Source organism: Paracoccus haeundaensis, from assembly GCF_006239215.1.
Taxonomy (GTDB): Bacteria; Pseudomonadota; Alphaproteobacteria; order Rhodobacterales; family Rhodobacteraceae; genus Paracoccus; species Paracoccus marcusii.
Genome location: NZ_VDDC01000018.1, coordinates 1 through 23,942 on the forward strand (window position 1 = coordinate 1; position 23,942 = coordinate 23,942).

Annotated in this window: 25 protein-coding genes; 10 read left to right on the forward strand and 15 right to left on the reverse strand. The window is 67.2% G+C overall.

Annotation, left to right across the window (positions count from 1 at the left end):
• Nucleotides 1-372 precede the first annotated feature (372 nt).
• The 3 genes from rpsI to FHD67_RS11250 all read right to left on the reverse strand — a co-directional run bounded on the left by rpsI (nt 373) and on the right by FHD67_RS11250 (nt 1,905).
• Nucleotides 373-864: a 30S ribosomal protein S9 gene (gene rpsI, locus FHD67_RS11240; protein WP_045982905.1), complete on the reverse strand. Its 492-nt coding sequence runs from the start codon at nt 862-864 to the stop codon at nt 373-375.
• 2 nt (nt 865-866) lie between these two features.
• Nucleotides 867-1,331: a 50S ribosomal protein L13 gene (gene rplM / locus FHD67_RS11245; RefSeq protein WP_042248180.1), complete on the reverse strand. Its 465-nt coding sequence runs from the start codon at nt 1,329-1,331 to the stop codon at nt 867-869.
• Nucleotides 1,332-1,464: 133 nt separating this feature from the next.
• A complete protein-coding gene (locus FHD67_RS11250) occupies nt 1,465-1,905 on the reverse strand; it encodes a PaaI family thioesterase (protein ID WP_139598756.1) in 441 nt (146 codons plus the stop codon).
• 56 nt (nt 1,906-1,961) lie between these two features.
• Here FHD67_RS11250 and FHD67_RS11255 point away from each other — a divergent pair, with 56 nt between their 5' ends.
• Complete coding sequence (locus tag FHD67_RS11255; protein ID WP_139598757.1) at nt 1,962-2,723, forward strand: enoyl-CoA hydratase; 762 nt, start codon at nt 1,962-1,964, stop codon at nt 2,721-2,723.
• Nucleotides 2,724-2,726: 3 nt separating this feature from the next.
• Here FHD67_RS11255 and murD read toward each other — a convergent pair whose 3' ends face one another.
• The 9 genes from murD to FHD67_RS11300 form a co-directional block, all read right to left on the reverse strand.
• Nucleotides 2,727-4,133, reverse strand: coding sequence for a UDP-N-acetylmuramoyl-L-alanine--D-glutamate ligase (gene murD, locus FHD67_RS11260; RefSeq protein WP_139598758.1), 1,407 nt, complete (start codon nt 4,131-4,133; stop codon nt 2,727-2,729).
• A 29-nt stretch (nt 4,134-4,162) separates the two neighbouring features.
• Complete coding sequence (gene mraY, locus FHD67_RS11265) at nt 4,163-5,245, reverse strand: phospho-N-acetylmuramoyl-pentapeptide-transferase (RefSeq protein WP_046001410.1); 1,083 nt, start codon at nt 5,243-5,245, stop codon at nt 4,163-4,165.
• A 4-nt stretch (nt 5,246-5,249) separates the two neighbouring features.
• Nucleotides 5,250-6,620: a UDP-N-acetylmuramoyl-tripeptide--D-alanyl-D-alanine ligase gene (locus FHD67_RS11270; RefSeq protein WP_139598759.1), complete on the reverse strand. Its 1,371-nt coding sequence runs from the start codon at nt 6,618-6,620 to the stop codon at nt 5,250-5,252.
• On the reverse strand, nt 6,617-8,116 hold the full coding sequence (locus FHD67_RS11275; protein ID WP_176695107.1) for a UDP-N-acetylmuramoyl-L-alanyl-D-glutamate--2,6-diaminopimelate ligase: 1,500 nt from the start codon (nt 8,114-8,116) through the stop codon (nt 6,617-6,619). The genes FHD67_RS11270 and FHD67_RS11275 overlap by 4 nt, the downstream gene beginning before the upstream one ends.
• Nucleotides 8,113-9,942, reverse strand: a complete 1,830-nt coding sequence (locus FHD67_RS11280) for a peptidoglycan D,D-transpeptidase FtsI family protein (protein ID WP_045982887.1) — start codon at nt 9,940-9,942, stop codon at nt 8,113-8,115. Before FHD67_RS11280 ends, FHD67_RS11275 begins: the two co-directional genes overlap by 4 nt.
• Nucleotides 9,939-10,298 carry a cell division protein FtsL gene (gene ftsL / locus FHD67_RS11285; RefSeq protein WP_045982886.1) on the reverse strand — a complete coding sequence of 120 codons (360 nt, stop codon included), beginning with the start codon at nt 10,296-10,298 and terminating at the stop codon, nt 9,939-9,941. The genes FHD67_RS11280 and ftsL overlap by 4 nt, the downstream gene beginning before the upstream one ends.
• Nucleotides 10,298-11,260, reverse strand: coding sequence for a 16S rRNA (cytosine(1402)-N(4))-methyltransferase RsmH (gene rsmH, locus FHD67_RS11290; protein ID WP_139598760.1), 963 nt, complete (start codon nt 11,258-11,260; stop codon nt 10,298-10,300). The genes ftsL and rsmH overlap by 1 nt, the downstream gene beginning before the upstream one ends.
• A gap of 3 nt (nt 11,261-11,263) precedes the next feature.
• Entirely contained in the window at nt 11,264-11,776 is a 513-nt protein-coding gene (locus FHD67_RS11295; RefSeq protein ID WP_045982884.1) for a division/cell wall cluster transcriptional repressor MraZ, read from the reverse strand.
• 630 nt (nt 11,777-12,406) lie between these two features.
• The gene (locus tag FHD67_RS11300) at nt 12,407-13,498 is read right to left on the reverse strand and encodes an Mrp/NBP35 family ATP-binding protein (RefSeq protein ID WP_139598761.1); all 1,092 of its coding nucleotides are present in this window, start codon (nt 13,496-13,498) and stop codon (nt 12,407-12,409) included.
• Nucleotides 13,499-13,836: 338 nt separating this feature from the next.
• Here FHD67_RS11300 and FHD67_RS11305 point away from each other — a divergent pair, with 338 nt between their 5' ends.
• The 7 genes from FHD67_RS11305 (at nt 13,837) to FHD67_RS11335 (ending at nt 19,926) form a co-directional block, all read left to right on the forward strand.
• A complete protein-coding gene (locus FHD67_RS11305) occupies nt 13,837-14,064 on the forward strand; it encodes a DUF1127 domain-containing protein (protein ID WP_045982882.1) in 228 nt (75 codons plus the stop codon).
• Nucleotides 14,065-14,677: 613 nt separating this feature from the next.
• Nucleotides 14,678-14,893 carry a hypervirulence associated TUDOR domain-containing protein gene (locus FHD67_RS11310; protein ID WP_127899078.1) on the forward strand — a complete coding sequence of 72 codons (216 nt, stop codon included), beginning with the start codon at nt 14,678-14,680 and terminating at the stop codon, nt 14,891-14,893.
• A gap of 39 nt (nt 14,894-14,932) precedes the next feature.
• Nucleotides 14,933-15,712 carry a 23S rRNA (adenine(2030)-N(6))-methyltransferase RlmJ gene (gene rlmJ, locus FHD67_RS11315; protein WP_139598762.1) on the forward strand — a complete coding sequence of 260 codons (780 nt, stop codon included), beginning with the start codon at nt 14,933-14,935 and terminating at the stop codon, nt 15,710-15,712.
• 61 nt (nt 15,713-15,773) lie between these two features.
• A complete protein-coding gene (locus FHD67_RS11320) occupies nt 15,774-16,067 on the forward strand; it encodes an FtsB family cell division protein (protein WP_045982879.1) in 294 nt (97 codons plus the stop codon).
• 84 nt (nt 16,068-16,151) lie between these two features.
• A complete protein-coding gene (pdhA, locus tag FHD67_RS11325; protein WP_139598763.1) occupies nt 16,152-17,186 on the forward strand; it encodes a pyruvate dehydrogenase (acetyl-transferring) E1 component subunit alpha in 1,035 nt (344 codons plus the stop codon).
• Between the two features lie 13 nt (nt 17,187-17,199).
• Nucleotides 17,200-18,579, forward strand: a complete 1,380-nt coding sequence (locus FHD67_RS11330) for a pyruvate dehydrogenase complex E1 component subunit beta (RefSeq protein WP_046001404.1) — start codon at nt 17,200-17,202, stop codon at nt 18,577-18,579.
• Between the two features lie 12 nt (nt 18,580-18,591).
• Complete coding sequence (locus FHD67_RS11335) at nt 18,592-19,926, forward strand: pyruvate dehydrogenase complex dihydrolipoamide acetyltransferase (protein WP_046001403.1); 1,335 nt, start codon at nt 18,592-18,594, stop codon at nt 19,924-19,926.
• A gap of 53 nt (nt 19,927-19,979) precedes the next feature.
• Here FHD67_RS11335 and FHD67_RS11340 read toward each other — a convergent pair whose 3' ends face one another.
• The 3 genes from FHD67_RS11340 to FHD67_RS11350 all read right to left on the reverse strand — a co-directional run bounded on the left by FHD67_RS11340 (nt 19,980) and on the right by FHD67_RS11350 (nt 22,651).
• The gene (locus tag FHD67_RS11340; RefSeq protein WP_045982875.1) at nt 19,980-20,750 is read right to left on the reverse strand and encodes a division plane positioning ATPase MipZ; all 771 of its coding nucleotides are present in this window, start codon (nt 20,748-20,750) and stop codon (nt 19,980-19,982) included.
• A gap of 73 nt (nt 20,751-20,823) precedes the next feature.
• Nucleotides 20,824-21,717 (reverse strand): DMT family transporter, encoded by an 894-nt coding sequence (locus tag FHD67_RS11345; RefSeq protein ID WP_139598764.1) that lies wholly within the window; start codon nt 21,715-21,717, stop codon nt 20,824-20,826.
• Between the two features lie 88 nt (nt 21,718-21,805).
• Nucleotides 21,806-22,651 carry a LysR family transcriptional regulator gene (locus FHD67_RS11350; RefSeq protein ID WP_046001477.1) on the reverse strand — a complete coding sequence of 282 codons (846 nt, stop codon included), beginning with the start codon at nt 22,649-22,651 and terminating at the stop codon, nt 21,806-21,808.
• Between the two features lie 101 nt (nt 22,652-22,752).
• On the opposite strand from FHD67_RS11350, the gene FHD67_RS11355 reads away from it, so the two are divergent.
• The gene (locus FHD67_RS11355; protein WP_046001400.1) at nt 22,753-23,340 is read left to right on the forward strand and encodes an FMN-dependent NADH-azoreductase; all 588 of its coding nucleotides are present in this window, start codon (nt 22,753-22,755) and stop codon (nt 23,338-23,340) included.
• 72 nt (nt 23,341-23,412) lie between these two features.
• A complete protein-coding gene (locus FHD67_RS11360) occupies nt 23,413-23,811 on the forward strand; it encodes a TonB C-terminal domain-containing protein (protein ID WP_139598765.1) in 399 nt (132 codons plus the stop codon).
• The last annotated feature ends 131 nt before the right edge of the window (nt 23,812-23,942 follow it).

Below are 23,942 nucleotides of genomic sequence, written 5' to 3' on the forward strand. Positions count from 1 at the left end.
GATCCAACCGCGCTTCCCAGCACCGCCTTCCCGGCCCCTCCAGCGTTCCCGCCTTCGGTGAAGCGGTGTTTAGGCCCGAGAACAAATACACGCAACAAGAAAATGGCGGGTCACAGCAATAAAACTGCAACCCATTGATTTAGCGTTTCAAATTAAGGGAGGCTAAAGCATCCCAAGAACTGCCATCGATCTACGGTGCCACAAAAGCATGGAATCACGTCGGGGCGATGACGGAATCAGGGTGAATCACAGGGGCCTGGATCCATTCGGCCCTGAATTTCGGCAAGGATGCCTGCCGGGTCGGCAGTTTCGGAACGCGAAAGGGGCGCAGCTTTCGCTGCGCCCCTTGAAAAGGTGGTCCTGATACGAAGATCAGCGCTTCGAGAACTGGAAGCTGCGGCGAGCCTTGGCCTTGCCGTACTTCTTACGCTCGACGACGCGGCTGTCGCGGGTCAGGAAGCCTGCGGCCTTCAGCGCGGCGCGTAGGTGCGGCTGGTGCAGCTGCAGTGCCTGGCTGATGCCGTGCTTGACGGCGCCTGCCTGGCCCGACAGGCCGCCGCCCTTGACGGTGGCATGCACGTCGTACTGACCGACCACGCCCGCAACCTCGAACGGCTGCTTCAGGATCATCTGCAGAACGGGACGCGCGAAATACGCGTTGATCTCTTTGCCGTTCACCAGGACCTTGCCCGAGCCCGGCTTGACCCAGACGCGTGCGACGGCGTCCTTGCGCTTGCCGGTGGCATAGCTGCGGCCCTGGCTGTCGATCTGCGGCTCGCGGTTGATCGCGGCGTCGACGGCTGCGGCGGGGGTGCCCGACACGGCGGACTTCAGGTCGTCCAGAGTTTTGATGTCGTCGGCCATGATCATGCGCTCCGGGTGTTTTTCTTGTTCAGGACTTTGACATCCAGAACTTCGGGCTGCTGGGCCTCGTGCGGGTGTTCGGCGCTGGCATAGACGCGCAGGTTCGTCATCTGCTGCTTGCCCAGCTTGTTGCGGCTGATCATGCGCTCGACGGCCTTGACGACCACGCGCTCGGGGTGCGCGCTTTCCAGGATCTGGCGCGCGGTGCGGTGCTTGATGCCGCCCGGGTGGCCGGTGTGCCAGTAGTATTTCTTGTCTTCACGCTTGTTGCCGGTCATCTGCACCTTGTCGGCGTTGATGATGATGACATTGTCGCCCATGTCCATGTGCGGCGTGAAGGTGGGCTTGTGCTTGCCGCGCAGGCGGCTGGCGACGATCGTGGCGAGGCGGCCCAGAACGACGCCCTCGGCGTCGATCAGGATCCACTTCTTCTCGATCTCCGCCGGTTTCGCGGTATAGGTTTTCATCTGTCGTCCCTTCAGGGTCGTAATCGTAAGAGATGGCGGTATATCGAAGATTGCCCGCCATCCGTCAAGTGCAGCGAAGCCGGATTAACGACGCCAAATCAATGCCTTGAAACTTAGGTATCTGAATACCCCATCACACGGCGCGGAAATCGCTGGATTTCGGCGGAATCGAATAGGTCATCGAACAGCGTGCGACCGGATCCGCCACCCCTTCGGAAAAGATCAGTGCCTCGGCCACCGCCAGCACGCGGCCCAGCTTCAGCACCCGGCATTCCGCCAGCAGATCGACCCCTGCCGCGGGCTTGCGCATGAAGTCGATCGACGCGTTCGTCGTGACCGCCAGCCCGACCGGGCCGATCCGCGCCAGGATCGCGCAATAGATCGCCAGATCCGCCAGCGCGAACATCGACGGACCGCTGACCGTCCCGCCCGGCCGCAGATGATCGTCCCCCGTGATCAGGCGCGCGGTCAGCCCCGTCGCCCTCACCGCCTCCACCCGATAGCTGCCGGCCACCTGCGGAAAGTCCCGCGCCAGGAACGCGTTCAGCGCATCCTTGTCCATCACGATCGTCATGCTTTCCCCCCGATGCGTCCCGGCCTAGGCTTTCGCCAAATTCGGGAGGATGCAAGATGGACGACCTGCTGACGCGACACGACCTTGGGCCCGTGACCCGCCTGACGCTGTCGCGGCCCGCGACCTACAACGCCCTGTCGCTGGAGATGATCGAGGCGCTGATCGCGGCCCTTGCCAGGATCGACGACGAGACGCGGGTCGTGATCCTGGCGGCCGAGGGCAAGGCCTTCTGCGCCGGCCACGACCTGCGGCAGATGCAAGGGATGGCTCCGGACCAACTGGCGCATCTGTTCGACCGCTGCGCCTATCTGATGCAGATGATCCCCGCCCTGCCCCAGCCGGTCATCGCCCAGGTTCAGGGCGTTGCCACCGCGGCGGGTTGCCAGCTGGTCGCGTCCTGCGACATGGCGGTGGCGGCAGACGGGGCGCGCTTCGGGGTCAACGGGGTTTCGATCGGTCTGTTCTGCGCCACGCCGATGGTGGCCCTGACCCGCGCCATCCCGCCCAAGGCCGCGTTCGAGATGCTGACGACCGGCAACTTCATCACCGCCACCCGCGCGGCGGAGCTGGGCCTGGTCAACCGCGTCGTCCCCGCCGCAGATCTGGAGGCAGAGACGATGCGGCTGGCCGACAGCATCGCGGCCAAGCCGCCCCAGGTGATCCGCATGGGCAAACGTGCCTTCCACGACCAGCTGGGACAGGGAACCGCCGCCGCCTATGCGGCTACGGCGCAGGTCATGTGCACGAACATGGCCCTGCCCGAGACGGTCGAGGGGATCGGCGCCTTTCTGGAAAAGCGCCCGCCGAACTGGGCCTGACCGTCAGGCCCCTGCGGCCAGTGCCTGGACCAGGGCCACGAAATGCTCTCCGCGCTTTTCGAAGTTCGGATACTGGTCAAAGCTGGCTGCGGCGGGGGCCAGCAGGACGGTGTCGCCCGGCTCGGCCTCGGCCGCGGCACGGGCGACGGCCTGCTCCATCGTGTCGGCGATCTCGTACGGGGTCTGGCCGATCTCCAGCGCAAAGTCGCGCGCGGAATGGCCGATCAGATAGGCCTTGGCGACCGCGCCCAGATGCGGCTGCAGGGCCGCGATGCCGCCCTCTTTGCCCAGGCCCCCGGCGATCCAGCGGATGCGCGGAAAGGCCTGCAGCGCCTTGGCGGCGGCATCCACGTTGGTGGCCTTGCTGTCATTGACATACCGGACGCCGTCGATCTGGGCGACCGTCTGGCTGCGATGCGGCAGGCCCGCAAAGCTGTGGAACGCGGCCTCGATCTCGCGCGGGGCCAGGCCCACGGCGCGGCAGGCGGCATAGGCCGCGCAGGCGTTCTGGTGGTTGTGCGCACCGGGCAGACCCTGCATCGCGCGCAGGTCGATCGATGCCGCCTGCCGCCCCTTGCGGTATTCGGAAAGGAAACCCTTGCGCGCAAAGACCGACCACGCCGCCCGGTCCAGCTTCTGTCCCGACGACACCCGGATCACCCGGTCGTCGGTGGGACCCATCGACAGCTGGTTGGCCAGATACGACCCCTCGGGGTCGTCGATGCCGATCACGGCCCGGTCCGGACCGCCCTCGGAGAACAGCCGCCGTTTTGCCGCGAAATAGCCGCCCAGGCCGGCATGGCGGTCCAGGTGGTCGGGCGACAGGTTGGTCATGACCGCCACGTCGGGCGTCAGCGCCCGCGCCAGTTCGGTCTGATAGCTGGACAGTTCCAGCACCACGACCTCTGCCTCGACCGCTGGCTCCAGCGACAGCACGCCCGTGCCGATATTGCCGCCCATCTGCGTGGGGCGGCCGCATTCCTCCAGCACGTGATGGATCAGCGCGGTGGTCGTCGACTTGCCGTTAGACCCGGTGACCGCAATCACCCGTGGCGCGCGGTCGAACTGGTCCCAGTCGCGGGTCGCATAGCTGCGGAAGAACAGGCCGATGTCGTTATCGACCGGAATGCCAAGCTGCCATGCCATCGCGATGGCCGGGTGCGGACGGGGATACAGATGCGGGATGCCGGGGCTGACGATCAGCATCGCGATGCCCTGCCAGTTCGCCTCGCGCGTCAGGTCCAGGATGCTCAGGCCATCGGCATGGGCCGCGTCGCGCGTGTCGACGCCGTCATCCCAGGCCACGACCCGCGCCCCGCCCGCGGCCAGAGCCGCGGCGGTCGCCTTGCCGGACCGGCCAAGCCCCAGCACAGCGACGGTCAGTTCTTCGACGCCCTGAACGGGTATCATGGGTGGCTCCTTGCGAAAATGGGACGGTATCAGCGCAGCTTCAGCGTCGCCAAGCCGATCAGCGCCAGAATCAGCGCGATGATCCAGAAACGGATGACGATCTGCGCCTCGCCCCAGCCCTTCTTCTCGAAATGGTGGTGGATGGGGGCCATCAGGAAGACCCGCTTGCCGGTCCGCTTGAAATACAGCACCTGGATGATGACCGACAGGGCCTCGACCACGAACAGACCACCGACGATGGCCAGCACGATCTCATGCTTGGTGACGACGGCGATGGCGCCCAGCGCGCCGCCCAGGGCCAGCGATCCGGTATCGCCCATGAACACCGCAGCCGGCGGGGCGTTGTACCACAGAAAGCCCAGTCCCCCGCCGATCAGGGCGGCGACAAAGATCAGGATCTCTCCGCTGCCGGGAACGTGGTGGACGCCCAGATATTCGGTGAAGTCGACGCGACCCACCGTATAGGCGATGATGCCCAGGGTGCCCGCGGCGATCATCACCGGCATGATCGCCAGCCCGTCCAGACCGTCGGTCAGATTGACCGCATTGGCCGCGCCCACGATCACGATCATCGCGAACGGCACGAAGAACCAGCCCAGGTTGACCAGGACATCCTTGAAGATCGGCAATGCCAGCTGGTTGGTCAGCCCCGCGGGATGCAGCAGCGACGCCGCGATCCCGGCGCAGGCCGCGATGCCCAGACCCAGCAGCATCCGCATGCGCGAACTGACGCCCTTGGTGTTGTGCTTGGTCACCTTGGCGTAGTCGTCGGCAAAGCCGATCATCGCAAAGCCCGCGGTCACCAGCAGCACGATCCAGACATAGCCGTTGTCCAGCCGCGCCCAAAGAAGGGTCGAGAACAGCAGCGCCGACAGGATCAGCAACCCGCCCATCGTCGGCGTGCCCGCCTTGGCCAGGTGGCTCTGCGGGCCGTCGTCGCGGATCGGCTGGCCCTTCTTCTGGACGCGGCGCAGATAGTTGATCAGCGGCCGTCCGAAGATGAAGCCGAAGAACAGCGCGGTGAAGAACGCGGCCCCCGCCCGGAAGGTGATGTATCGGAACAGGTTGAAGAAATCCCCGCCCTCGGACAGGTTGCTGAGCCAGTAGAGCATGGCATTATCCTTTGTCTTGGGCGGCACCGGCGCGCAGCGCCTGGACCACCATCGAGATCCGTGAGGATTTCGAGCCTTTCACCAGCACGATGTCGCCGGCGGAAATCAGTTTGTCGGGGTGGGCGGCCAGTTCGGCCGCCGTTTGCGTCCACAGCCCGCGCTTGTCCGCAGGCAGGGCCTCGTGCAGGTGCCGCATCAGGGAGCCGGCACAATGGACCAGGTCGATCGCGGCCATGGAGAGATCGTCGGCCACGGCGCGATGCATCGCGACCTCTTCCGTGCCCAGCTCCAGCATGTCGCCCAGAATCGCCACCCGGCGGCCGCCCTGCAGGCCCGCCAGCGTGGCAAGCCCCGCGGACAGCGATGCCGGGTTGGCGTTGAAGGCGTCGTCGATCAGGCGGATGCCGCCCAGCGTCTCGACCGCGCCGCGCCCTTGTGGGGGGTGCCAGTCCGACATATGCGCGGCGGCCTGCGCAAGGTCGGCCCCCGCCGCGCCCAGCGCGGCCAGCACGCCGACGGCATTCATCGCGAAATGCCGTCCCGTGGTGGGCAGGGTGAAGGCCAGCGTGTCGCCCATGATGCGGGCATGGCACGACAGCGCCCCGTCCTGCGGCACGATGCGCAGCGGACGCGCCACGCCGTGTTCGCCAAAACCCACGACCACCGCGCCGGCCCGGTCCGCGCAATCCCGCAGGATCTGGGTCACGGGCAGATCCTCGGGCAGGATCGCGTGACCCACGGGCTGCAGCCCCTCGAAGATCGCACCCTTTTCGCGGGCGATGCCTTCGATCGCGCCGAAGGCCTCCAGATGGGCGGCGGCCACCGTGGTGATCAGCGCCACATGCGGCCGCGCCATGCGCGACAGGGGCGCGATCTCTCCGGGATGGTTCATGCCGATCTCGATGATCGCGAAATCGGTCGCGGCTGGCATGCGCGCCAGCGTCAGCGGCACGCCCCAATGGTTGTTGTAGCTGGCCTCGGCCGCGTGGATCACGCCCTGCCCCGCCAGCGCGATCCGCGCCATCTCCTTGGTCGAGGTCTTGCCGACCGACCCGGTGATGGCGATGACCCGGCCCGTCATGCGGGCGCGGCCCGCCCGGCCCAGATCCTCCAGCGCGGTCAGCACGTCGGGCACCACCAGCAGCGGCGCGTCAGACGCCACGCCGTCGGGGATGCGGCTGACCAGCGCGGCGGCCGCCCCCCTGGCCAGGGCCTGCGCCACGAAATCATGCCCGTCGCGGTCGGCCTGCAGCGCGACGAACAAATCGCCGGGGGCGATGGTGCGCGTGTCGATGGACACACCCGTCGCGGCCCATGCGGCCGTCACCCGCCCGCCAGTGGCGGCGGCGGCGTCATCGGATGTCCAGAGCGTCATATCCGCCCGTCCAGTGCCGCCACCGCGACCGAGGCCTGTTCGGCATCGTCGAAGGGATAGACGTCCTGCCCCACGATCTGGCCGGTCTCATGGCCCTTTCCGCAGATCAGCAGCGCATCGCCCGGCTGCAGCGCATCGACGCCGCGCAGGATCGCCTCGGCCCGGTCGGCGATCTCTGTCGCGTCGGGGCCCGCGCTGGCCATGACGGCGGCACGGATCAGGGCCGGGTCCTCGGTCCGGGGGTTGTCGTCGGTGACGATCACCACGTCGGCATGATCGCGCGCGGCCTCGCCCATCAGCGGGCGCTTGCCCCGGTCGCGGTCGCCGCCCGCGCCGATGATGCAGACGATGCGACCCATCACATGCGGGCGCAGCGATTGCAGAGCCGCAACCACCGCGCCCGGCTTGTGGGCGTAATCGACAAAGACCGCCGCACCGTTCTCGCGCTGCGCGACCAGCTGCATCCGGCCCCGCACGGTGGTCAGCTGCGGCAGCACGCGCAGGATGTCGTCGGCGCTGTCGCCCGAGGCCAGGCACAGGCCCATCGCCGCCAGCACGTTTTCCGCCTGGAACCCGCCGATCAGCGGCAGCCGTACCAGATGGGCCCGCCCCATCACCGAGAACCGCAGATCCTGCCCCGTCGCGTTATAGCGCTGGCCCAGGATGCGCAGCATCGCGGCCTCTCCGGTGCCGACGGTGGTCAGAGCCAGGCCGCGATCGGTCGCGATGTCGGCCATCTGGCGGCCGCGCTGGCTGTCGATGTTGATGACGGCAGCGGCGCCGTCCTCCAGCACGCGATTGAACAGCAGCGCCTTGGCCGCGAAATATTCGTCGAAGCCCGCGTGGTAATCCAGGTGATCCTGGCTGAAATTGGTGAAGGCCCCGGCCTCGACCCGCACCCCGTCCAGGCGGCGCTGATCCAGTCCGTGGCTGGAGGCCTCCATCGCGGCATGGGTGACGCCCGCGGCGACCGCCTCGGCCAGGACGCGGTGCAGGGTCAGCGGATCGGGGGTGGTATGGGCGAGCTTTGCCTGGTGATCGCCCTCGACCCCCATCGTGCCCAAGCTGATCGCCTTGTGGCCCAGCGCCTGCCAGATCTGGCGGGTGAAGCTGGCTACGCTGGTCTTGCCGCTGGTGCCGGTGACGGCCACGACATGGTCGGGCTGATCGGCGAACCACAGCGACGCCGCGCCGGCCAGGGCCGCGCGCGGATCCTCGGCCACGATCAACGCCCCATCCCAGCCCGACAGGACGTCGGCGGCGATCTCGGCGCCCTGGCGGTCGGTCAGGACGGCGGCGGCCTGCATGCGCAGCGCGTACTGGATGAATTCGCCGCCATGGACGGCCGATCCCGGCAGGGCCGCGAACAGGTGCCCGGGCTTGACCGTGCGGCTGTCGATGGACAACCCCGTGATCCGCGGGTCACGCCCACCGGGGGCGCGCAGCCCCAGCTGCGACAGCGTCACGTCGTCCTTGTCCACAGTCCCACCCGTCATTGATTTGCGACGAGCCTTACCGCAGCCTCCTCGTCGGGTTCAACACGCGGTTCGAAGCGCGCGGTGATCGTCGGCAGGATTTCGTCGGTGATCGGCTCCAGCCCCAACAGCGGGCCGATGCGGCGGACCATTTCCGCGGCGACGGGCGCGACGGTATGACCTGCGGTACGCACCGCAGTCCCGTTGATGGTCGTTGACGGCTCGTCCAGCATGGTGATCAGGACGTATTTCGGATCGCTGGCCGGAAAGACCGACGCAAAGGTCGCGATGATCTTGTTCTCGTAGTACCCGCCTGCGGCTCTGGGCTTGTCCGCCGAACCGGTCTTGCCCGCGACCTCGTATCCCGGCACCTCGGCCTGGCGGGCGGTGCCGCGGGTGACGACCTGGCGCAACATGTCGACAGCCATCGCGGCGGCGCGGGGCGACAGCACCTGTTCACCCTCGGGGCGTTGTCGTCCATGCACCAGCGTGGGCGTCACGCGCTTGCCGCCATTCGCGATCGTCGCATAGGCGGCCGCCAAGTGCAGCGGGCTGGCCGCCAGCCCGTGGCCGAAACTGACCGTCGCCGCAGTGACGGCGGGCCAGCGCGTGGGCACCAGCGGCTGTCCGGTGGGGGCCTCGACCATCTCGATGGAGGTCGGCACGAACAGGCCAAGCTTCTCCAGGAAATCCTTCTGCCGCTCGGGCCCGATCAGCTGCGCGATGCGCACCGTTCCCACGTTCGAGGACTTCACGATGACGTCCGTCACGCTCAGTTCCTTGCCGTAATTGTGGAAATCGTTGATCAGGAACCGGCCGATCCGCATGGGTGCTGCAGCATTGATGCCCGACGCGGGGTTGACCAGCCCCAGGTCCAGCGCCTGCGCGACCGGGAATATCTTGAAGGTCGAACCCAGCTCGTACTGGCCCTGGACGGCGCGGTTGAACAGCGGGCTGTCCGACGGCTCTCCGGTCAGCAGCGGGCGGGGACGGTCATTGGGGTCGAAATCGGGCAGGCTGGCCATGGCCAGGATCTCTCCGGTCTCGACCTCCATCAGGATGCCGGTCGCGCCCTTGGCGTTCATGACGTTCATGCCCGAGGCCAGCACGTCCTCCATCGCCTGCTGCAGCGTCAGGTCGATGGACAGGGCCAGCGGCGCCCCCTCGTTGCCGGGATCGCGCAGCCAGGCGTCGAACGCCTTCTCGACGCCTGCGACGCCGATGACCTCGGCGCTGTTCACGCCTTCGCTGCCGAAGCCGGACCCGCCCAGGATGTGGCTGGCCAGGTCGGCATTGGGATAGATGCGCATCTCTCGCGGGCCGAACAGCAGGCCGGGCTCGCCCAGGTCGTGGACGGCCTGCATCTGCTCGGGGCTGATCTTGCGCTTGATCCACATGAACTTGCGGTTGCCGGTGAAGTCGCGGGTCAGGCGCTGTACGTCCAGGTCGGGAAAGATCTCGGCCAGGCCCTGCGCGGTGCCGATGGGATCGACCATCTGGTGGGGATGGGCATAGACCGAATGGGTCAGCAGGTTCGTGGCCAGCACCCTGCCCCGCCGGTCGGTGATGTCCGCCCGTTGAGAGATGATCTGCGACGACAGCACCTGCGCGCGCGGTTCTGCCGCCGCGCTGGAGGCGAGCGTCCCCATGCGCACCGCAACCGTGCCGAAGGCCAGCATGAAACAGCCCGCCATGACGATCAGCCGACCTTCGGCGCGCCTGCGGGCGCGGTCCTGAATCTGCTCGTGGCGGCGGCGGCGGTTCTCGGCCTCGATGTCGTCGGGGTTCTCGCCGCGCTCGCGCGCTCTCAGGATGCGGGCCAGGGGGCGCAGGGGGGTGCGGATCATGGCTGAGGCTCCTCGGCAGGATCGGTTTCGGGCAGAAGGTCGGTGACCATGTCGGCCGACGGCGGGGGCGGCTTGGGATAGTCGATGTGGTCCAGGTCCAGGAACTGCCCCGATTCGACCGGACCCAGTTCCAGCCGGTCGAAGTTCAGGTCGACCAGCTGGCGCAGGCGGTCGGGGCGGTTCAGGAAGGCCCATTCGGCCCGCAGCACGCCCAGCTCCTCGCGCAGGCCCGCAATCTGGCGCTGGACCTGGGACATCTCTCCGATGGCGGCCTGGGTGGCATAGTTCTCGCGATAGGCCCAGAAGGCCAGTCCCATCAGCATCAGCACGCAGGCCAGACAGGTCAACGACCGCATCACGCAGCTCCCGGAAGATGCGGCATGGCCAGCGACCGGGCATCGACCTCGCCCGCTGCGGCGTCGGTCCGCACGGCCACGCGCAGCAAGGCTGAACGCGCGCGCGGGTTCACGTCCAGCTCCTCGGGGTCGGGGCCGATCGCACGGCGGAACGGCAGGCGGAAGGCCGGCTCCACGACCTGCGTGACTGGTGCATAGCGGTTGCCGCCGCCGCCCGCATCGGACCGCGCCTGCATGAAGCGCTTGACGATCCGGTCCTCCAGCGAATGAAAGCTGACGACGGCCAGCTGGCCGCCCGGCTTCAACGCGCGTTCGGCGGCCGACAGGCCCGCCACCAGCTGCCCGAACTCGTCGTTCACCCAGATGCGGATCGCCTGAAAGCTGCGCGTCGCGGGATGGCTCTGCCCCGGCTTGGCGCGCGGCAGGCAGCCGGTGACCACCTGGGTCAGCTGCGTGGTCCGGGTCAGCGGGCGCGCGGCCACGATGGCACGCGCGATGCGGCGCGCGGCGCGCTCCTCTCCGTAATGATACAGCACGTCCGCGATGTCCGATTCCTCGGCGCTGTTCAGAAGATCCGCGGCGGACGGCACATCGCCGCCCATCCGCATGTCCAGCGGCCCGTCCCGCATGAACGAGAACCCGCGATCCGCCTGGTCCAGCTGCATCGAGCTGACGCCAAGGTCCAGCACCACCCCGTCCAGCGCCTGACCGGCCAGGACGTCCATGTCGGAAAACGTGCCCTCGACCAGGCGCAGGCGGTCGCCGTACTGGCCGCGCCATGCCTCGGCCATGCGAAACACCGACGGATCGCGGTCGACGCCGATGACCAGGTCGGCCCCCGCATCCAGCAGGCCACGGGCATAGCCGCCCGCGCCGAACGTGCCGTCCAGCCAGACTCCCCCGATGGGTGCGGTCGCGCGCAGCAGCGGCGCCAGCAGGACCGGAATATGCGGATCCGCCATGCCCTAGCCCTCGGAGGATTGCTGCAGGAAGGCGCGGGGGTCGAATTCGGGGCCCTTGCTGGCCGCGAAATCCTCCAGCGCCTGCACGTCCTTGGGACGCGATTCGGGGTGATAGACCTGGATGTAGTCGCCGCGCGATTCAAAGATCGTCTCGGTCCCGTCGGCAAAGCCCAGCCTGTCGCGCAGCTTTGCGGGCAGGACCAGGCGGCCCTCGCGGTCGATCTCAAGGTCGGTGGACTGTCCGTTCATCAGCAGCTCCAGCCAGCGGCGCTCCTGGCTGCCGCGGGTCAGGCGGTCGATCTGCTCGTCGATCTGCTCGATGGCCTCGATGGTGTACAGCTCCAGCCAGTTCCACCAGTCAGGGCCATAGACCGCCACAAGCTGCGTGCGCCCGGTGTTCGTTCCCGAGAATGACGGGTCGCCGGCATCGAACACGCGGCGCAGCCGGGCCGGGATCGACATCCGTCCCTTGCCATCGACCTTGACGGTTTCGGTGCCTCTGAACTTCCGCGCCACCTGGGCCCGCCCTCACTGTCCTGCTCTTTCGGGACGTCCGAAAGAGAAAGGGCGGATCGGGCCGCTGCCACTGCCCGATCCGCCGCCCTCGTTCCCGATTTACCCGGGCCCCTTTGCGGGGTTGGTTGCCGACCCGTCGCACGCCACCTGGGGGAGGTGCTGCTCGCGGACGCGGGCCGGCTATGTTGGAAAACGGTTGCCTGTATGAAGTCTGCTTCGCCTGTCCGGGGTCTTGGCGCCCCTTGAACTGCCCGTTTTCGTGATCCGGTTGTGACATGGGATTTCATGGGAAGCAACGGTATTCTTGGGCCACCAGCCGCATTCCGCCGCAGCTTTTGCCTCAGCCCGAATCAAAAAATGCCGCAGAAGCGGCAGTGATGCGGCAAAGTTTGGTGGCGTGACGCGAAAGCCACACTACATCTAGAAGGCGAGTAACAAACGCATTTTGCCGGTCACTGGGTCCATTTCACCACAGTTCAAAGCCCTGCAAGTCGAAAATCCGGGCAGCCTTGCAAAACTTTTGGAACAGATCACGGACGATCACGAAATCGAGAGGTCATTTGAGCCTCACTTCCCGCAATTTCCCAACCGTCCCGTGCATTCCCAAAGCAAGCCCGGATTTCGCGCCGATCAGGCGATGCCGCCCTGCACCAGACGGTCGGCCAGGCGGGCATAGGCCTCGGACACGGCACCATCGCCCAGGGCCACCGGTCGTCCCGAATCGCCGGCCAGCCGGACCTCCAGCTCCAGCGGCAGGGCGCCCAGGAACGGCAAGTTCAGCGCCTCGGCCTCGGCCGCGACGCCGCCATGGCCGAACAGATGCGCCTCGTGCCCGCATTTGGGACAGATATAGGTCGACATGTTCTCGACCAGGCCCAGGACCGGTGTCTTCAGCTTGCCGAACATGTCGATCGCACGACGCGCGTCCAGCAGCGCCACGTCCTGCGGCGTGGACACGATGATCGCACCCGTGACGGGGGCCTTCTGGCACAGCGACAGCTGCACGTCGCCCGTGCCGGGCGGCAGGTCGATCAGCAGGACGTCCAGTTCGCCCCAGTTCACCTGCTGCAACAGCTGCTGCAGCGCGCCCATCAGCATCGGGCCGCGCCAGACCAGTGCCTCGCCCTCCTTCAGCATCAGTCCGATCGACATGACGGTGACGCCATGCGCATGCATCGGATCGATCCGCTGTCCATCCGGGCTGGCAGGCCGGCCCGAGACGCCCATCATGCGCGGCTGCGAGGGGCCATAAATGTCGGCATCCAGCAGGCCGACCTTGCGCCCCGCGCGCGCCAGGGCGACGGCAAGGTTCGAGGTGACGGTGGATTTCCCGACACCGCCCTTGCCGGATCCGACGGCGATGATGTGGCGCACGCCGGGAATCGCCTGCGGACCGGCCTGGGGCGTGGGATGCCCGCCGATCTTCAGGGACGGGGCGGCGCCCTGCCCGGATACGGCCTTGGGCGGCGCGGGCTTGGCGGGGGCGGTCATGACGATCTGGACCTTGGCCACACCGGGGATACGTTCCAGCCGGGCACGGGCCTCGGCCTCGACCGGGGCCATGGCCTGCGCGGTGGCCGCATTCTCGACCTCCAGCACGAATCGCACCGTATCCTGGTCGATGGTCAGCGCGCGGATCAGGTCGGCCTGACCCAGCGTCCCTCCCTGCGGAAGGGCAATATCCGAGATTGCCGTAAGGATCGTTTCGCGTGTGACGGGCATGTGAGGGACCTGTGTCTTTGTTCGCCCGGCAGCATGAAGCATAGAGACGGGACCCTCAACACCCCCTGCGACAATCCGTACCGCACGGCGCTAACCGCTTTCAAACAGGTGATTTTTGCGCCCGCGGCGTGATCGCTAACAGATGTATCGTGTCAATTTTATGTCGTTAATTCATCGTTAAAGAAGGCAATAGGTCAGCCTTGGCTATGCAATTGCTGCATGGCAGCATTACGAAACCATCCGTTGTGAAACGCCGTCGATGGGGCCATCTTCAACTCAACGAAACGCCGGGCCAATCCGGGAACGGCGCAGACGAGATGAACCGAAAGGATACGACCATGGCTGTTATCGCCCAAGCACACAACGCCACCGCCGACGCCGGCCTGCGTGGCCGCCTGCTGAGCGCGATCCAGCGGATGCAGGAAAACCGCGCCCGCCGCGCCGTTTACCGCCAGACCGTGCGCGAACTGAATGCCCTGACCACCCGCGATCTGGACGATCTGGGCATCAGCCGCTCGATGATCACCCGCCTGGCGCACGAAGCGGCATGGGGTTCGGCCCAGTAATCCTGGGACACCAAGAATTCGCATTCCCGGCCCTCTCCTCCTCCCTGGGTCCGGGACCGGCGGCATCCTCCTCTCCTCCCTGGAGGGTGCCGCCCAAAAGACGCACTGGAACCCGATCCTCCTCCCCGGGTTCACGTGCCAGGCGGCGGCCCCACTCCTCCCTCCCAGGGGTCGCCGCAAAAAGTTTCATAGCCGCCCCATTCGCGGCACGCTGATACGCCCGGTCCTCTCCTCCTCCCTCCCGGACCCGGCGTTCGCGGTACGGCCTCTCCTCCTCCCTGGCCCTACCGCACCCCATACGCGGCCCCTCCTCCTCCCTGGGCCAGCGTTCAGCGGCGACCTCCCTCCTCCTCCCTGGAGGTCGCCGCGCCTTCATAGCCGCCTCGATTGCGGCACACGGATACGACGGGCTCTCCTCCTCCCTGCCCTGTCGTAAGCGGTGATGGCCTCTCCTCCTCCCTGGCCGGAACCGCGACCCATACGCGGCCCCTCCTCCTCCCTGGGCCAGCGTTCAGCGGCGACCTCCCTCCTCCTCCCTGGAGGTCGCCGCGCCCTTCCTCCGGAACCCATCGCCCCCATGACGCATTGCCCCCGACACGCAGTCGGAGGCCGCATGATTCTGCGCAAGGGCACCAAGGTGGAATGGGACTGGTCGGGCCACAAGGCGACCGGAAAGATCACCGACATCTTCACCGATGACGTCGAACGGACGATCAAGGGCAGCAAGATCAGCCGAAAGGCGTCCAAGGACGATCCCGCCTACCTGATCGAACAGGAAGACGGTGACCAGGTGCTGAAGGGCCGGTCAGAACTGCGCCGCGCCGATTGACGCCTTTTCCCCGCCGTGCGCCCACGCTAAGGCTGGTGGATGCTCAGCTATCAACATGCCTATCATGCCGGGAACCTGGCCGACCTGCACAAGCACGCGTTGCTGGCGGTCGCGCTGGACTACCTGACCCGCAAGGACAAGCCGCTTTCCTATCTGGAAACCCATGCGGGTCGTGGCCTTTATGACCTGACCGGCGCCGAGGCGCAGAAGACGCAGGAGGCCGCGCAGGGCATTGCCCGCGCCACGGTCGAACACTGGCTGCCGCAGGATCACCCGCTGATGCAGGCGCTGCGGGCCGTGCGCGACCTGCGGGGCGGGCAGGCCTATCCAGGTTCACCGCTGATCGCGGGGCATTTCCTGCGACACGAGGACAAGGCCCATCTGGCCGAACTGCACCCCGCGGAATTTCAGGCCCTGCGCCGCGTGGCGGGCTTTGCCACCCTGCACCAACAGGACGGGTTCGCGATGGCGCAGGCGGTCTGCCCGCCCGATCCGCGCCGGGGCCTGCTGCTGATCGACCCCAGCTATGAGGTCAAGGCAGACTATGCCGCGATCCCGCGCCAGATCGGCCTGATCGCGCGCAAGTGGAACGTGGGCGTCATCGCGCTGTGGTATCCGATCCTGACCGATCACCGCCACATGGGCATGACCGCACAGCTGGTCAGCGATTTCCCCGATGCCCTGCTGTCCGAGGTGTCGTTTCCCCCTGCCCGTCCAGGCCATTCGATGATCGGATCGGGCATGTTCGTGCTCAACGCCCCCTGGGGTCTGGCCGAGCACGCCCGCCAGATCGAGGCGACGTTCCGCGAGCGCGCCTGACGGGGATTCCCCCGCCGATTGCGCTGTGCCATGATCGGCCCGGCCACAAGGATTCCCTGCCATGCCTCAACGTCTGTCCATCGGCGCCACCGTGTTCCTGGTTCTGACCGTCCTGGTCGGTCTGTATTTCGCCTATGCCGCGGTGCAGGGCCCGTCGGGCATCCTGCGCCGGATCCAGATCCAGGCCGAGACCGAGGATCTGCGCGAGGCCCGCGACCTGCTGCAGGCCGATGTGACCCGCATGCAGAACCTGACCCGCCGCCTGTCGGACGATTATCTGGACCTGGACCTCTTGGACGAACGCGCCCGCGAGGTGCTGGGCCTGCTGCGCGCGGACGAGATTCTCCTGCGCTAGGGCCGGGATTGCACGGCTGTCGGTGATGCGCTACGGATAGTTTAACGCTGAACTATCCGCCACGCTTCCAGGAGGACACGCCGCATGGCCAGAAAACCAAGCCCCCAGCAGGAGGCTCCTTCGAACACGTCGAAGGAAGAGTTGCTGAAATACTATCGCGACATGCTGCTGATCCGCCGATTCGAGGAGAAGGCCGGCCAGCTGTACGGCATGGGCCTGATCGGCGGGTTCTGCCACCTGTATATCGGCCAGGAGGCCGTCGTGGTGGGTCTGGAGGCCTGCGCCAAGGACGGCGACAAGCGCATCACCAGCTATCGTGACCACGGTCACATGCTGGCCTGCGGGATGGAGGCGCGCGGCGTCATGGCCGAGCTGACCGGGCGTCAGGACGGCTATTCCAAGGGCAAGGGCGGCAGCATGCACATGTTCAGCCGCGAAAAGCACTTCTATGGCGGCCACGGCATCGTCGCGGCGCAGGTGCCACTTGGCGCGGGCCTGGCCTTTGCGGACAAGTATCTGGGCAACGACAACGTCACCTTCACCTATTTCGGCGATGGTGCGGCGAACCAGGGCCAGGTCTACGAGACCTACAACATGGCCGAGCTGTGGGACCTGCCGGTCGTCTTCGTGATCGAGAACAACCAGTATGCCATGGGCATGTCGGTCAAGCGCTCGACGAAATCGACGACCTTCTTCGGTCGCGGAGAGGCCTTCGGCATCCCCGGCGAACAGGTCGACGGCATGGACGTGCTGGCGGTCAAGGCGGCGGGCGAAAAGGCCGTGGCGCATTGCCGCGCCGGCAAGGGCCCCTACATCCTGGAGGTCATGACCTATCGCTATCGCGGGCACTCGATGTCGGACCCGGCCAAGTACCGGACCCGCGAGGAGGTCCAGAAGATGCGCGACGAGCGTGACCCGATCGAGAACATCCGTGAGATGCTGCTGACCGGCAAGCACGCGACCGAGGAGGACCTCAAGGCGCTGGACAAGGAAATCAAGGACATCGTCAACGATTCCGCGGAATTCGCCAAGGACAGCCCCGAGCCCCACCTGGCCGAGCTGTGGACCGACATCTATGCCGACGAACTGCCCCAGGGCAGCGCCGAAGAGAACGCCTGAGGGGGACCGTCACATGGCAATTGAAATCCTGATGCCCGCCCTGTCCCCCACGATGGAGGAAGGCACGCTGGCGAAATGGCTGAAGAAAGAGGGCGACGCGGTGAAATCCGGCGACGTCATCGCCGAGATCGAGACCGACAAGGCCACGATGGAGTTCGAGGCCGTCGACGAGGGGATCATGGGCAAGCTGCTGGTGGCCGAGGGCACCCAGGGCGTCGCCGTGAACACCCCCATCGCGGTGCTGGTCGAGGAGGGAGAGGACGCCGACGCGGCCCCTGCCCCCAAAGCCGAGGCCAAGCCGGCCGAAGCCCCCAAGAAGGATGACGGCGCCCAGCCCGGCGAATCCGCCATCGAGGAGGTCGTGACCCCGCAGCCCAAGCCGCGCAGCCCCGACTGGCCCGAGGGCACCAAGATGAAGACCATGACCGTGCGGGAAGCCCTGCGCGAGGCCATGGCCGAAGAGATGGACCGCGACGAGACCGTCTTCCTGATGGGCGAGGAAGTGGGCGAATACCAGGGCGCCTACAAGATCAGCCAAGGCCTGCTGGAGCGGTTCGGCCCCCGCCGCGTCGTGGATACGCCCATCTCCGAGATCGGCTTTGCCGGCATCGGCACGGGGGCGGCCCTGGCCGGCCTGCGCCCGATCGTCGAGTTCATGACCTTCAACTTTGCCATGCAGGCGATCGACCACATCATCAACTCGGCCGCAAAGACGCTGTACATGTCGGGGGGCCAGATGGGCTGTCCGATCGTGTTCCGCGGCCCGAACGGCGCCGCCGCCCGCGTGGGCGCGCAGCACAGCCAGGACTATGCCGCATGGTACGCGGCCATTCCGGGCCTCAAGGTCGTGATGCCCTATTCGGCCGCCGACGCGAAGGGCCTGATGAAGCAGGCGATCCGCGACAACAACCCGGTCATCTTCCTGGAGAACGAGATCCTGTATGGCCGCAGCTTCGAGGTGCCGGACCTTGAGGACTTCACCATTCCCTTCGGCAAGGCCAACACGGTCCGGTCGGGCGACGACGTGACGCTGGTCAGCTTCGGCATCGGTGTGGCGCATGCGCTGGAGGCCGCGGCCAAGCTGGCCGAGGAGGGCATCGAGGCCGACGTGATCGACCTGCGCACCCTGCGGCCGCTGGACTATGACGCGATCCTGGAATCGGTCAAGCGGACCAACCGCTGCGTGACCGTCGAGGAGGGCTTCCCCGTGGGCGCCATCGGCAACCACATCTCGGCCTATCTGATGGAGAACGCGTTCGACTATCTGGACGCGCCCGTCATCAACTGCACCGGCAAGGACGTGCCGATGCCCTATGCCGCCAACCTGGAAAAGCACGCGCTGATCACGCCCGCCGAGATCGTCGAAGCCGTGAAAAAAGTCACCTACAAGTAAGGGAGCTGCGCGATGCCCACGGAAATCCTGATGCCCGCCCTCTCCCCGACGATGGAGGAGGGCACGCTGGCCAAGTGGCTGGTCAAGGAAGGCGACGAGGTCAAGTCCGGCGACGTCATCGCCGAGATCGAGACCGACAAGGCCACGATGGAGTTCGAGGCCGTCGACGAAGGCCGCATCGGCAAGATCCTGATCGCCGAGGGCACCTCGGCGGTCAAGGTCAACACCGCCATCGCGGTCTTGCTGGAGGACGGCGAGGAGGCGGGCGACATCAGCGCGCCCAAGGCCAAGGAAGAGCCCAAGCCCAAGGCGGATGCCGAGCCCGAACCGGCTGAGAAGGGCTATGGCGGCCCGATCGGCGCGCCGGTCGCCGGCGATGCCAAGGCCGACGCACCCAAGGGCAACCGGGTGTTCGCCTCGCCCTTGGCGCGGCGCATCGCCAAGGACAAGGGTCTGGACCTGTCGCAGATCCAAGGCAGCGGCCCCCGTGGCCGCATCGTCAAGGCTGATGTCGAGAACGCCAAGGCAGGTGACGCCAAGCCCTCCGCGTCGGCTGCGGCCCAGCCCGAGGCGAAGGCGGCCCCCGCGGCAGCCGCAGCCCCGGCCCAGGCCCCCAAGGGTCTGTCGACCGACGCTGTGCTGAAGATGTATGCCGACCGCGAGACCGAGGAGGTCGCGCTGGACGGCATGCGCCGCACCATCGCCGCCCGCCTGTCCGAAGCCAAGCAGACCATCCCGCATTTCTATCTGCGCCGCTCGGCCAAGCTGGATGCGCTGATGGAGTTCCGGGCCACGCTGAACAAGCAGCTGGAGAGCCGTGGCGTCAAGCTGTCGGTCAACGACTTCATCATCAAGGCCAGCGCCCTGGCGCTGCAGCAGGTGCCTGACGCGAACGCGGTCTGGGCGGGGGATCGCATCCTCAAGCTGAAACCGTCGGACGTCGCCGTGGCCGTGGCCATCGAGGGCGGGCTGTTCACGCCCGTGCTGAAGGACGCACATCAGAAGACCCTGTCGGCGCTGTCGGCGCAGATGAAGGATCTGGCCGCGCGCGCCAAGTCCAAGAAGCTGGCCCCCCATGAATACCAGGGCGGCAGCTTCGCGATCAGCAACCTGGGCATGTTCGGCATCGAGAACTTCGACGCGGTCATCAACCCGCCGCATGGCGCGATCCTGGCCGTGGGTGCGGGCATCCCGACCCCGGTCGTCGAAAAGGGCGAGGTCGTGGTGCGCAACGTCATGTCGATGACGCTGTCGGTGGACCACCGGGTGATCGACGGCGCCATGGGCGCGCAGCTGCTGGAGGCGATCGTCGCCCATCTGGAAAACCCGATGGGCATGCTGGCCTGATCCAGCCACCGGACGGAACAAACGGCGGGCCATCGGCCCGCCGTCTTTCGTTGTCAGAACGTGACGGTGACGCCCGGAAGGCGCAGTTCGTTGATCAGGTCGCGCAACTCCTGCCGCGCGGCGATCTGGGACATGCTCATGGCCTCGGTGCCGACATCCTTCAGATCCAGCAGGGTCAGCCCGTTCGGAAACAGCTCGCGAAAGATCACGCGTTCCGAAAATCCGGGCGCCACCCGAAACCCGATCCGCTTGGACAGGTCGGCCAGCGCGCCGCCGACCTTGCGCTTGTTGTGCATCTGCTGGCTGCCCAGGCGGTTTCTCAGCACCAGCCAGTCGATGGGCCCTGCCCCGGCCTGCGCGCGCAGCTGGCGTGCGCCCCACACCATCTCGGCATAGATAGAGGGACCAAGCACGTCACCGTCGGGCGACAGGCGCGCCAGCAGGTCGAAATCGACGAAACTGTCGTTCAGGGGCGTGATCAGCGTATCGGCGACCGTATGCGCCATCTGGCTCAGCTTGGTGTGCGACCCGGGGCAGTCCAGCAGGATGAAATCGCACGTCTCCTCCAGCTGCCGCAGGGCGGGCGTCAGGGGATCGGCGCCCTCGCCCAGCGGCGCCAGCACGGGCATGGGCAGGTCCAGCCCCTTGCGCACCAGGAAGGCGGCGCGATTCTCCAGATAGCGGCCAAAGCTGCGCTGGCGGACGTCCAGGTCCAGCCCACCGACCCGGTGCCCCATCCGCGCCAGCGCGGTCGCCACATGCATCGAGGTGGTCGACTTGCCCGAGCCGCCCTTTTCGTTTCCGACCACGATGATATGCGCCACAAGCAGCCTCTTGTCCTGTCCCGACGGGAAACCTAGCGACCGCGCCGCCGGATGGAAAGCCGCCCCGGCAGTCCTAGCGCCGCAGCAGCCGTCCGTCGATCATCGCCAGCCCAAGCCCGATGACCGCCATGCCCAGCAGTTGCGGCAGGCCCAGAACCTCGTCCAGGAACAGCCAGCCAAGCAGGATCGCCGACACCGGCACCAGGAACGTCACCAGAGAGATGTTCGTGGCCCCCGCCCGGCCCAGGATGCGAAAGAACAGCACATAGGCCAGCCCCGTGCAGACCAGCCCCAGCAGGCTGATCGCCAGCCAGACCTGGGCAGAAGCCGCCGGCGGCAGCCCGTCATGCGCCAATGCCAGCGGCAGCAGCACGACGCTGGTGCCCGACACCATACCCGCCGCCGTGACCAGCGGGTCAACGCCCTGTGCACGAAACCGCCGTCCAAAGGCCGCGGCCCAGGCATAGCTGATCGCGGCGCCCAGCATCGCCAGTTGCGGCAGCACGCCATGGCCGTGACCGGCCAGTTCGTCCACGCCGATCATCACCGCGACACCCCCCAGGCCCAGGGCGACCCCGGCCAGGCGCATCAGTCCCGCGCGTTCATCCGCCAGCACCAAGGTCGAGACCAGCACCGTGAACAGCGGCGTCGTCGCGTTCAGGATGGACGCCAGCCCTGCCGGGATGAACCCCTGCGCCCAGACGATCAGCCCAAAGGGGATGGCGTTGTTCAGGACGCCCATCACCAGGAACGCGCCCCACAGCTCCGCCCCGCGCGGCAGTGCCCGCCCGGTCGCCAGCACGATGGCCCACAGGACCGCAGCGGCGATCATCACGCGCAATGCCACCACCCACAGGACCGGCATATGCCCCACGATCAGCGCGATCAGAAAGAACGACCCGCCCCAGATCAGTGACAGCAGCAGCAGAAGGCCCCAGTCGGATGCGCTCATCCGCGCGGTGATCATCGGACGGTCCGGTCTGGCAATGGGCGGGAATGGGTCATGGGTCCTCCTGCGGCGCACGCTGCCCCAAGCCGGGGCCGAGGGAAAGGGCTCAGCCGTCGCGCAGCGCCGCCAGCGCGGCCTGGACCTTCGGGGTGCGATGCAGGTCGACATGGGTGACCAGCCACAGGTTGGAATCCCATTCCGGCAGGCTCAGCGCCGGCAGAAGGCCATGCGCCAGGCTGTCGGGCAAGGCACCGACCGCCAGCCCGGCGCGGATCACCGCCTCGCGCGCAGTGGCCTCGTTGGCGGTGACCAGGATGTTCTCGGGGCCGATGCGGTCCTGCAGCCAGCGCATGTAGGGCGCGCCGCGCGCCTCTGGTCCCGGCAGGGCAAAACGGTGGTCACGCGGATCGTCGACCGGCCCGTGCCGGTCCAGGTACGAGGCCGCGGCATACATCACATGCCCCATCCGCCCCATCGCACGCACGACATAGTCGGGCTCGGTCGGTTCGGCCCCGCCGCGGATGGCCACATGCGCCTCTCCGGCGCCCAGCCGGAACAGGCGCGCGTCCGTGGCATAGGTCAGGCGCAGGTCGGGATGGCGCGCCATCAGCGCGATCAGCCGCGGCATGACCAGATCCACCAGTTCCGGCAGCGAGGTCACGACCAGCTCTCCCTCGATCCGCTCTCCGGCGCCGGCGATCTGCGCGGCCATCTGGGCAAAGCGTTCATCCGCGGCCCCCGCCGCATCCAGCAGGGTGCGCCCCGCCTCGGTCAGGGCATAGCCGCGGGTGTGGCGTTGGAACAACCGGGCGCGCAGGGCCGATTCCAGCGCGTCGATGCGGCGGATCACCGTGGCGTGGTGCACGCCAAGATCGGCGGCCGCCCCGCTGACCGTTCCGGTGCGCGCCACGGCCAGTGCCACGCGGATATCGTCCCACGATTCGATCTGCATGTGCATCCCCGCACAGTGAATGCGCAGTTATCCCCCTTACGTTCGCAGGTGCATAGACCTAAATCTGCTGCAACGCAGAAACAACTCTCTGGGAGCTTGCCATGAACATCCTGCATCTCGACAGCGCCATCACCGCCGACGCCTCGGTCTCGCGCCAGCTGACCGCCGACATCCTGGCCCGCCTGACCGCCGCCAATCCCGACGCGACGGTGACCTATCGCGATCTCAGCACGGGCGTCCCCGCCATCGACACCGCATGGTTCAAGGCCGTGCGCGTGGGCACCGACGATCCGACCCCGCAGCAGCAGGCGCAGATCGACACCTCGAACGCGCTGCTGGCCGAGGTTCAGGCCGCCGACACGCTGGTGATCGGGCTGCCGGTCTACAACTTCTTCCTGCCGTCGCAGCTGAAGACCTGGCTGGACCAGATCGCCCGCGCCGGTGTCAGCTTCCGCTATACCGCCGAGGGCCCCGAGGGCCTGCTGACGGGCAAGCGCGCCTTCGTGGCCTATACCGCCGCAGGCACGCCGATGGGTTCGGACCTTGACCACGCGTCGGGCTATCTGCGCCACATGCTGGGGTTCTTGGGCATCACCGACGTGACCTTCGTGGCCGCCGACGGCCTTGCCATGGACCGCGAGGCCGGCATGGCACGCGCGCAACAGGCGCTGGAGCAGATCGCGGCCTGACCGGCTGCGCTGTTGCTCAGGTTCACCCCATCCTCATATGGCGGCATTGCATCCTTCGGGGACATTGCCGCCATGCGTTTCACGATTGCGACCGCCTCCCTGCTGACAGGGCTGGCGGTTTTTTACACCCCGGCCGTGGCGCAGACCGCGGTCAACGAAATCGCCACGCACCGCCCCCGTGACATGATCGAATGGACCAAGCTGCTGCGCGACACTACCGCCCGCCAAAGCCATGTGGCCCTTCTGCAAGCGGCGACCGTCAGCGCGACCAACTCCGCCCAATTCGTCATCGTCGTGGCCCAGGACGGCATGATCATCGACGTGCGGACCACGCAGTCCTCGGGCAACCCGCTGATGGATCATGCCCTGCGCAACAGAATCATGGACATGCCCCGGATGCCGCCCTTAGCGGACGACATGCCGCGGGGCAGCGCCAGCTTCGTTCTGCCGGTCAACGTCGCGACCCCGTGATCCGACCGGGCCTGCGTTGACAGGACCCCCCCTGCCCTGTACAAGACCCCGGATTCCCGGAAGCACAGCCTTCCGGTCCCTGCGCCAGATGCGGGGATCGCCCCCCGTCAGCGCGTTGCGCCCACGGGGGC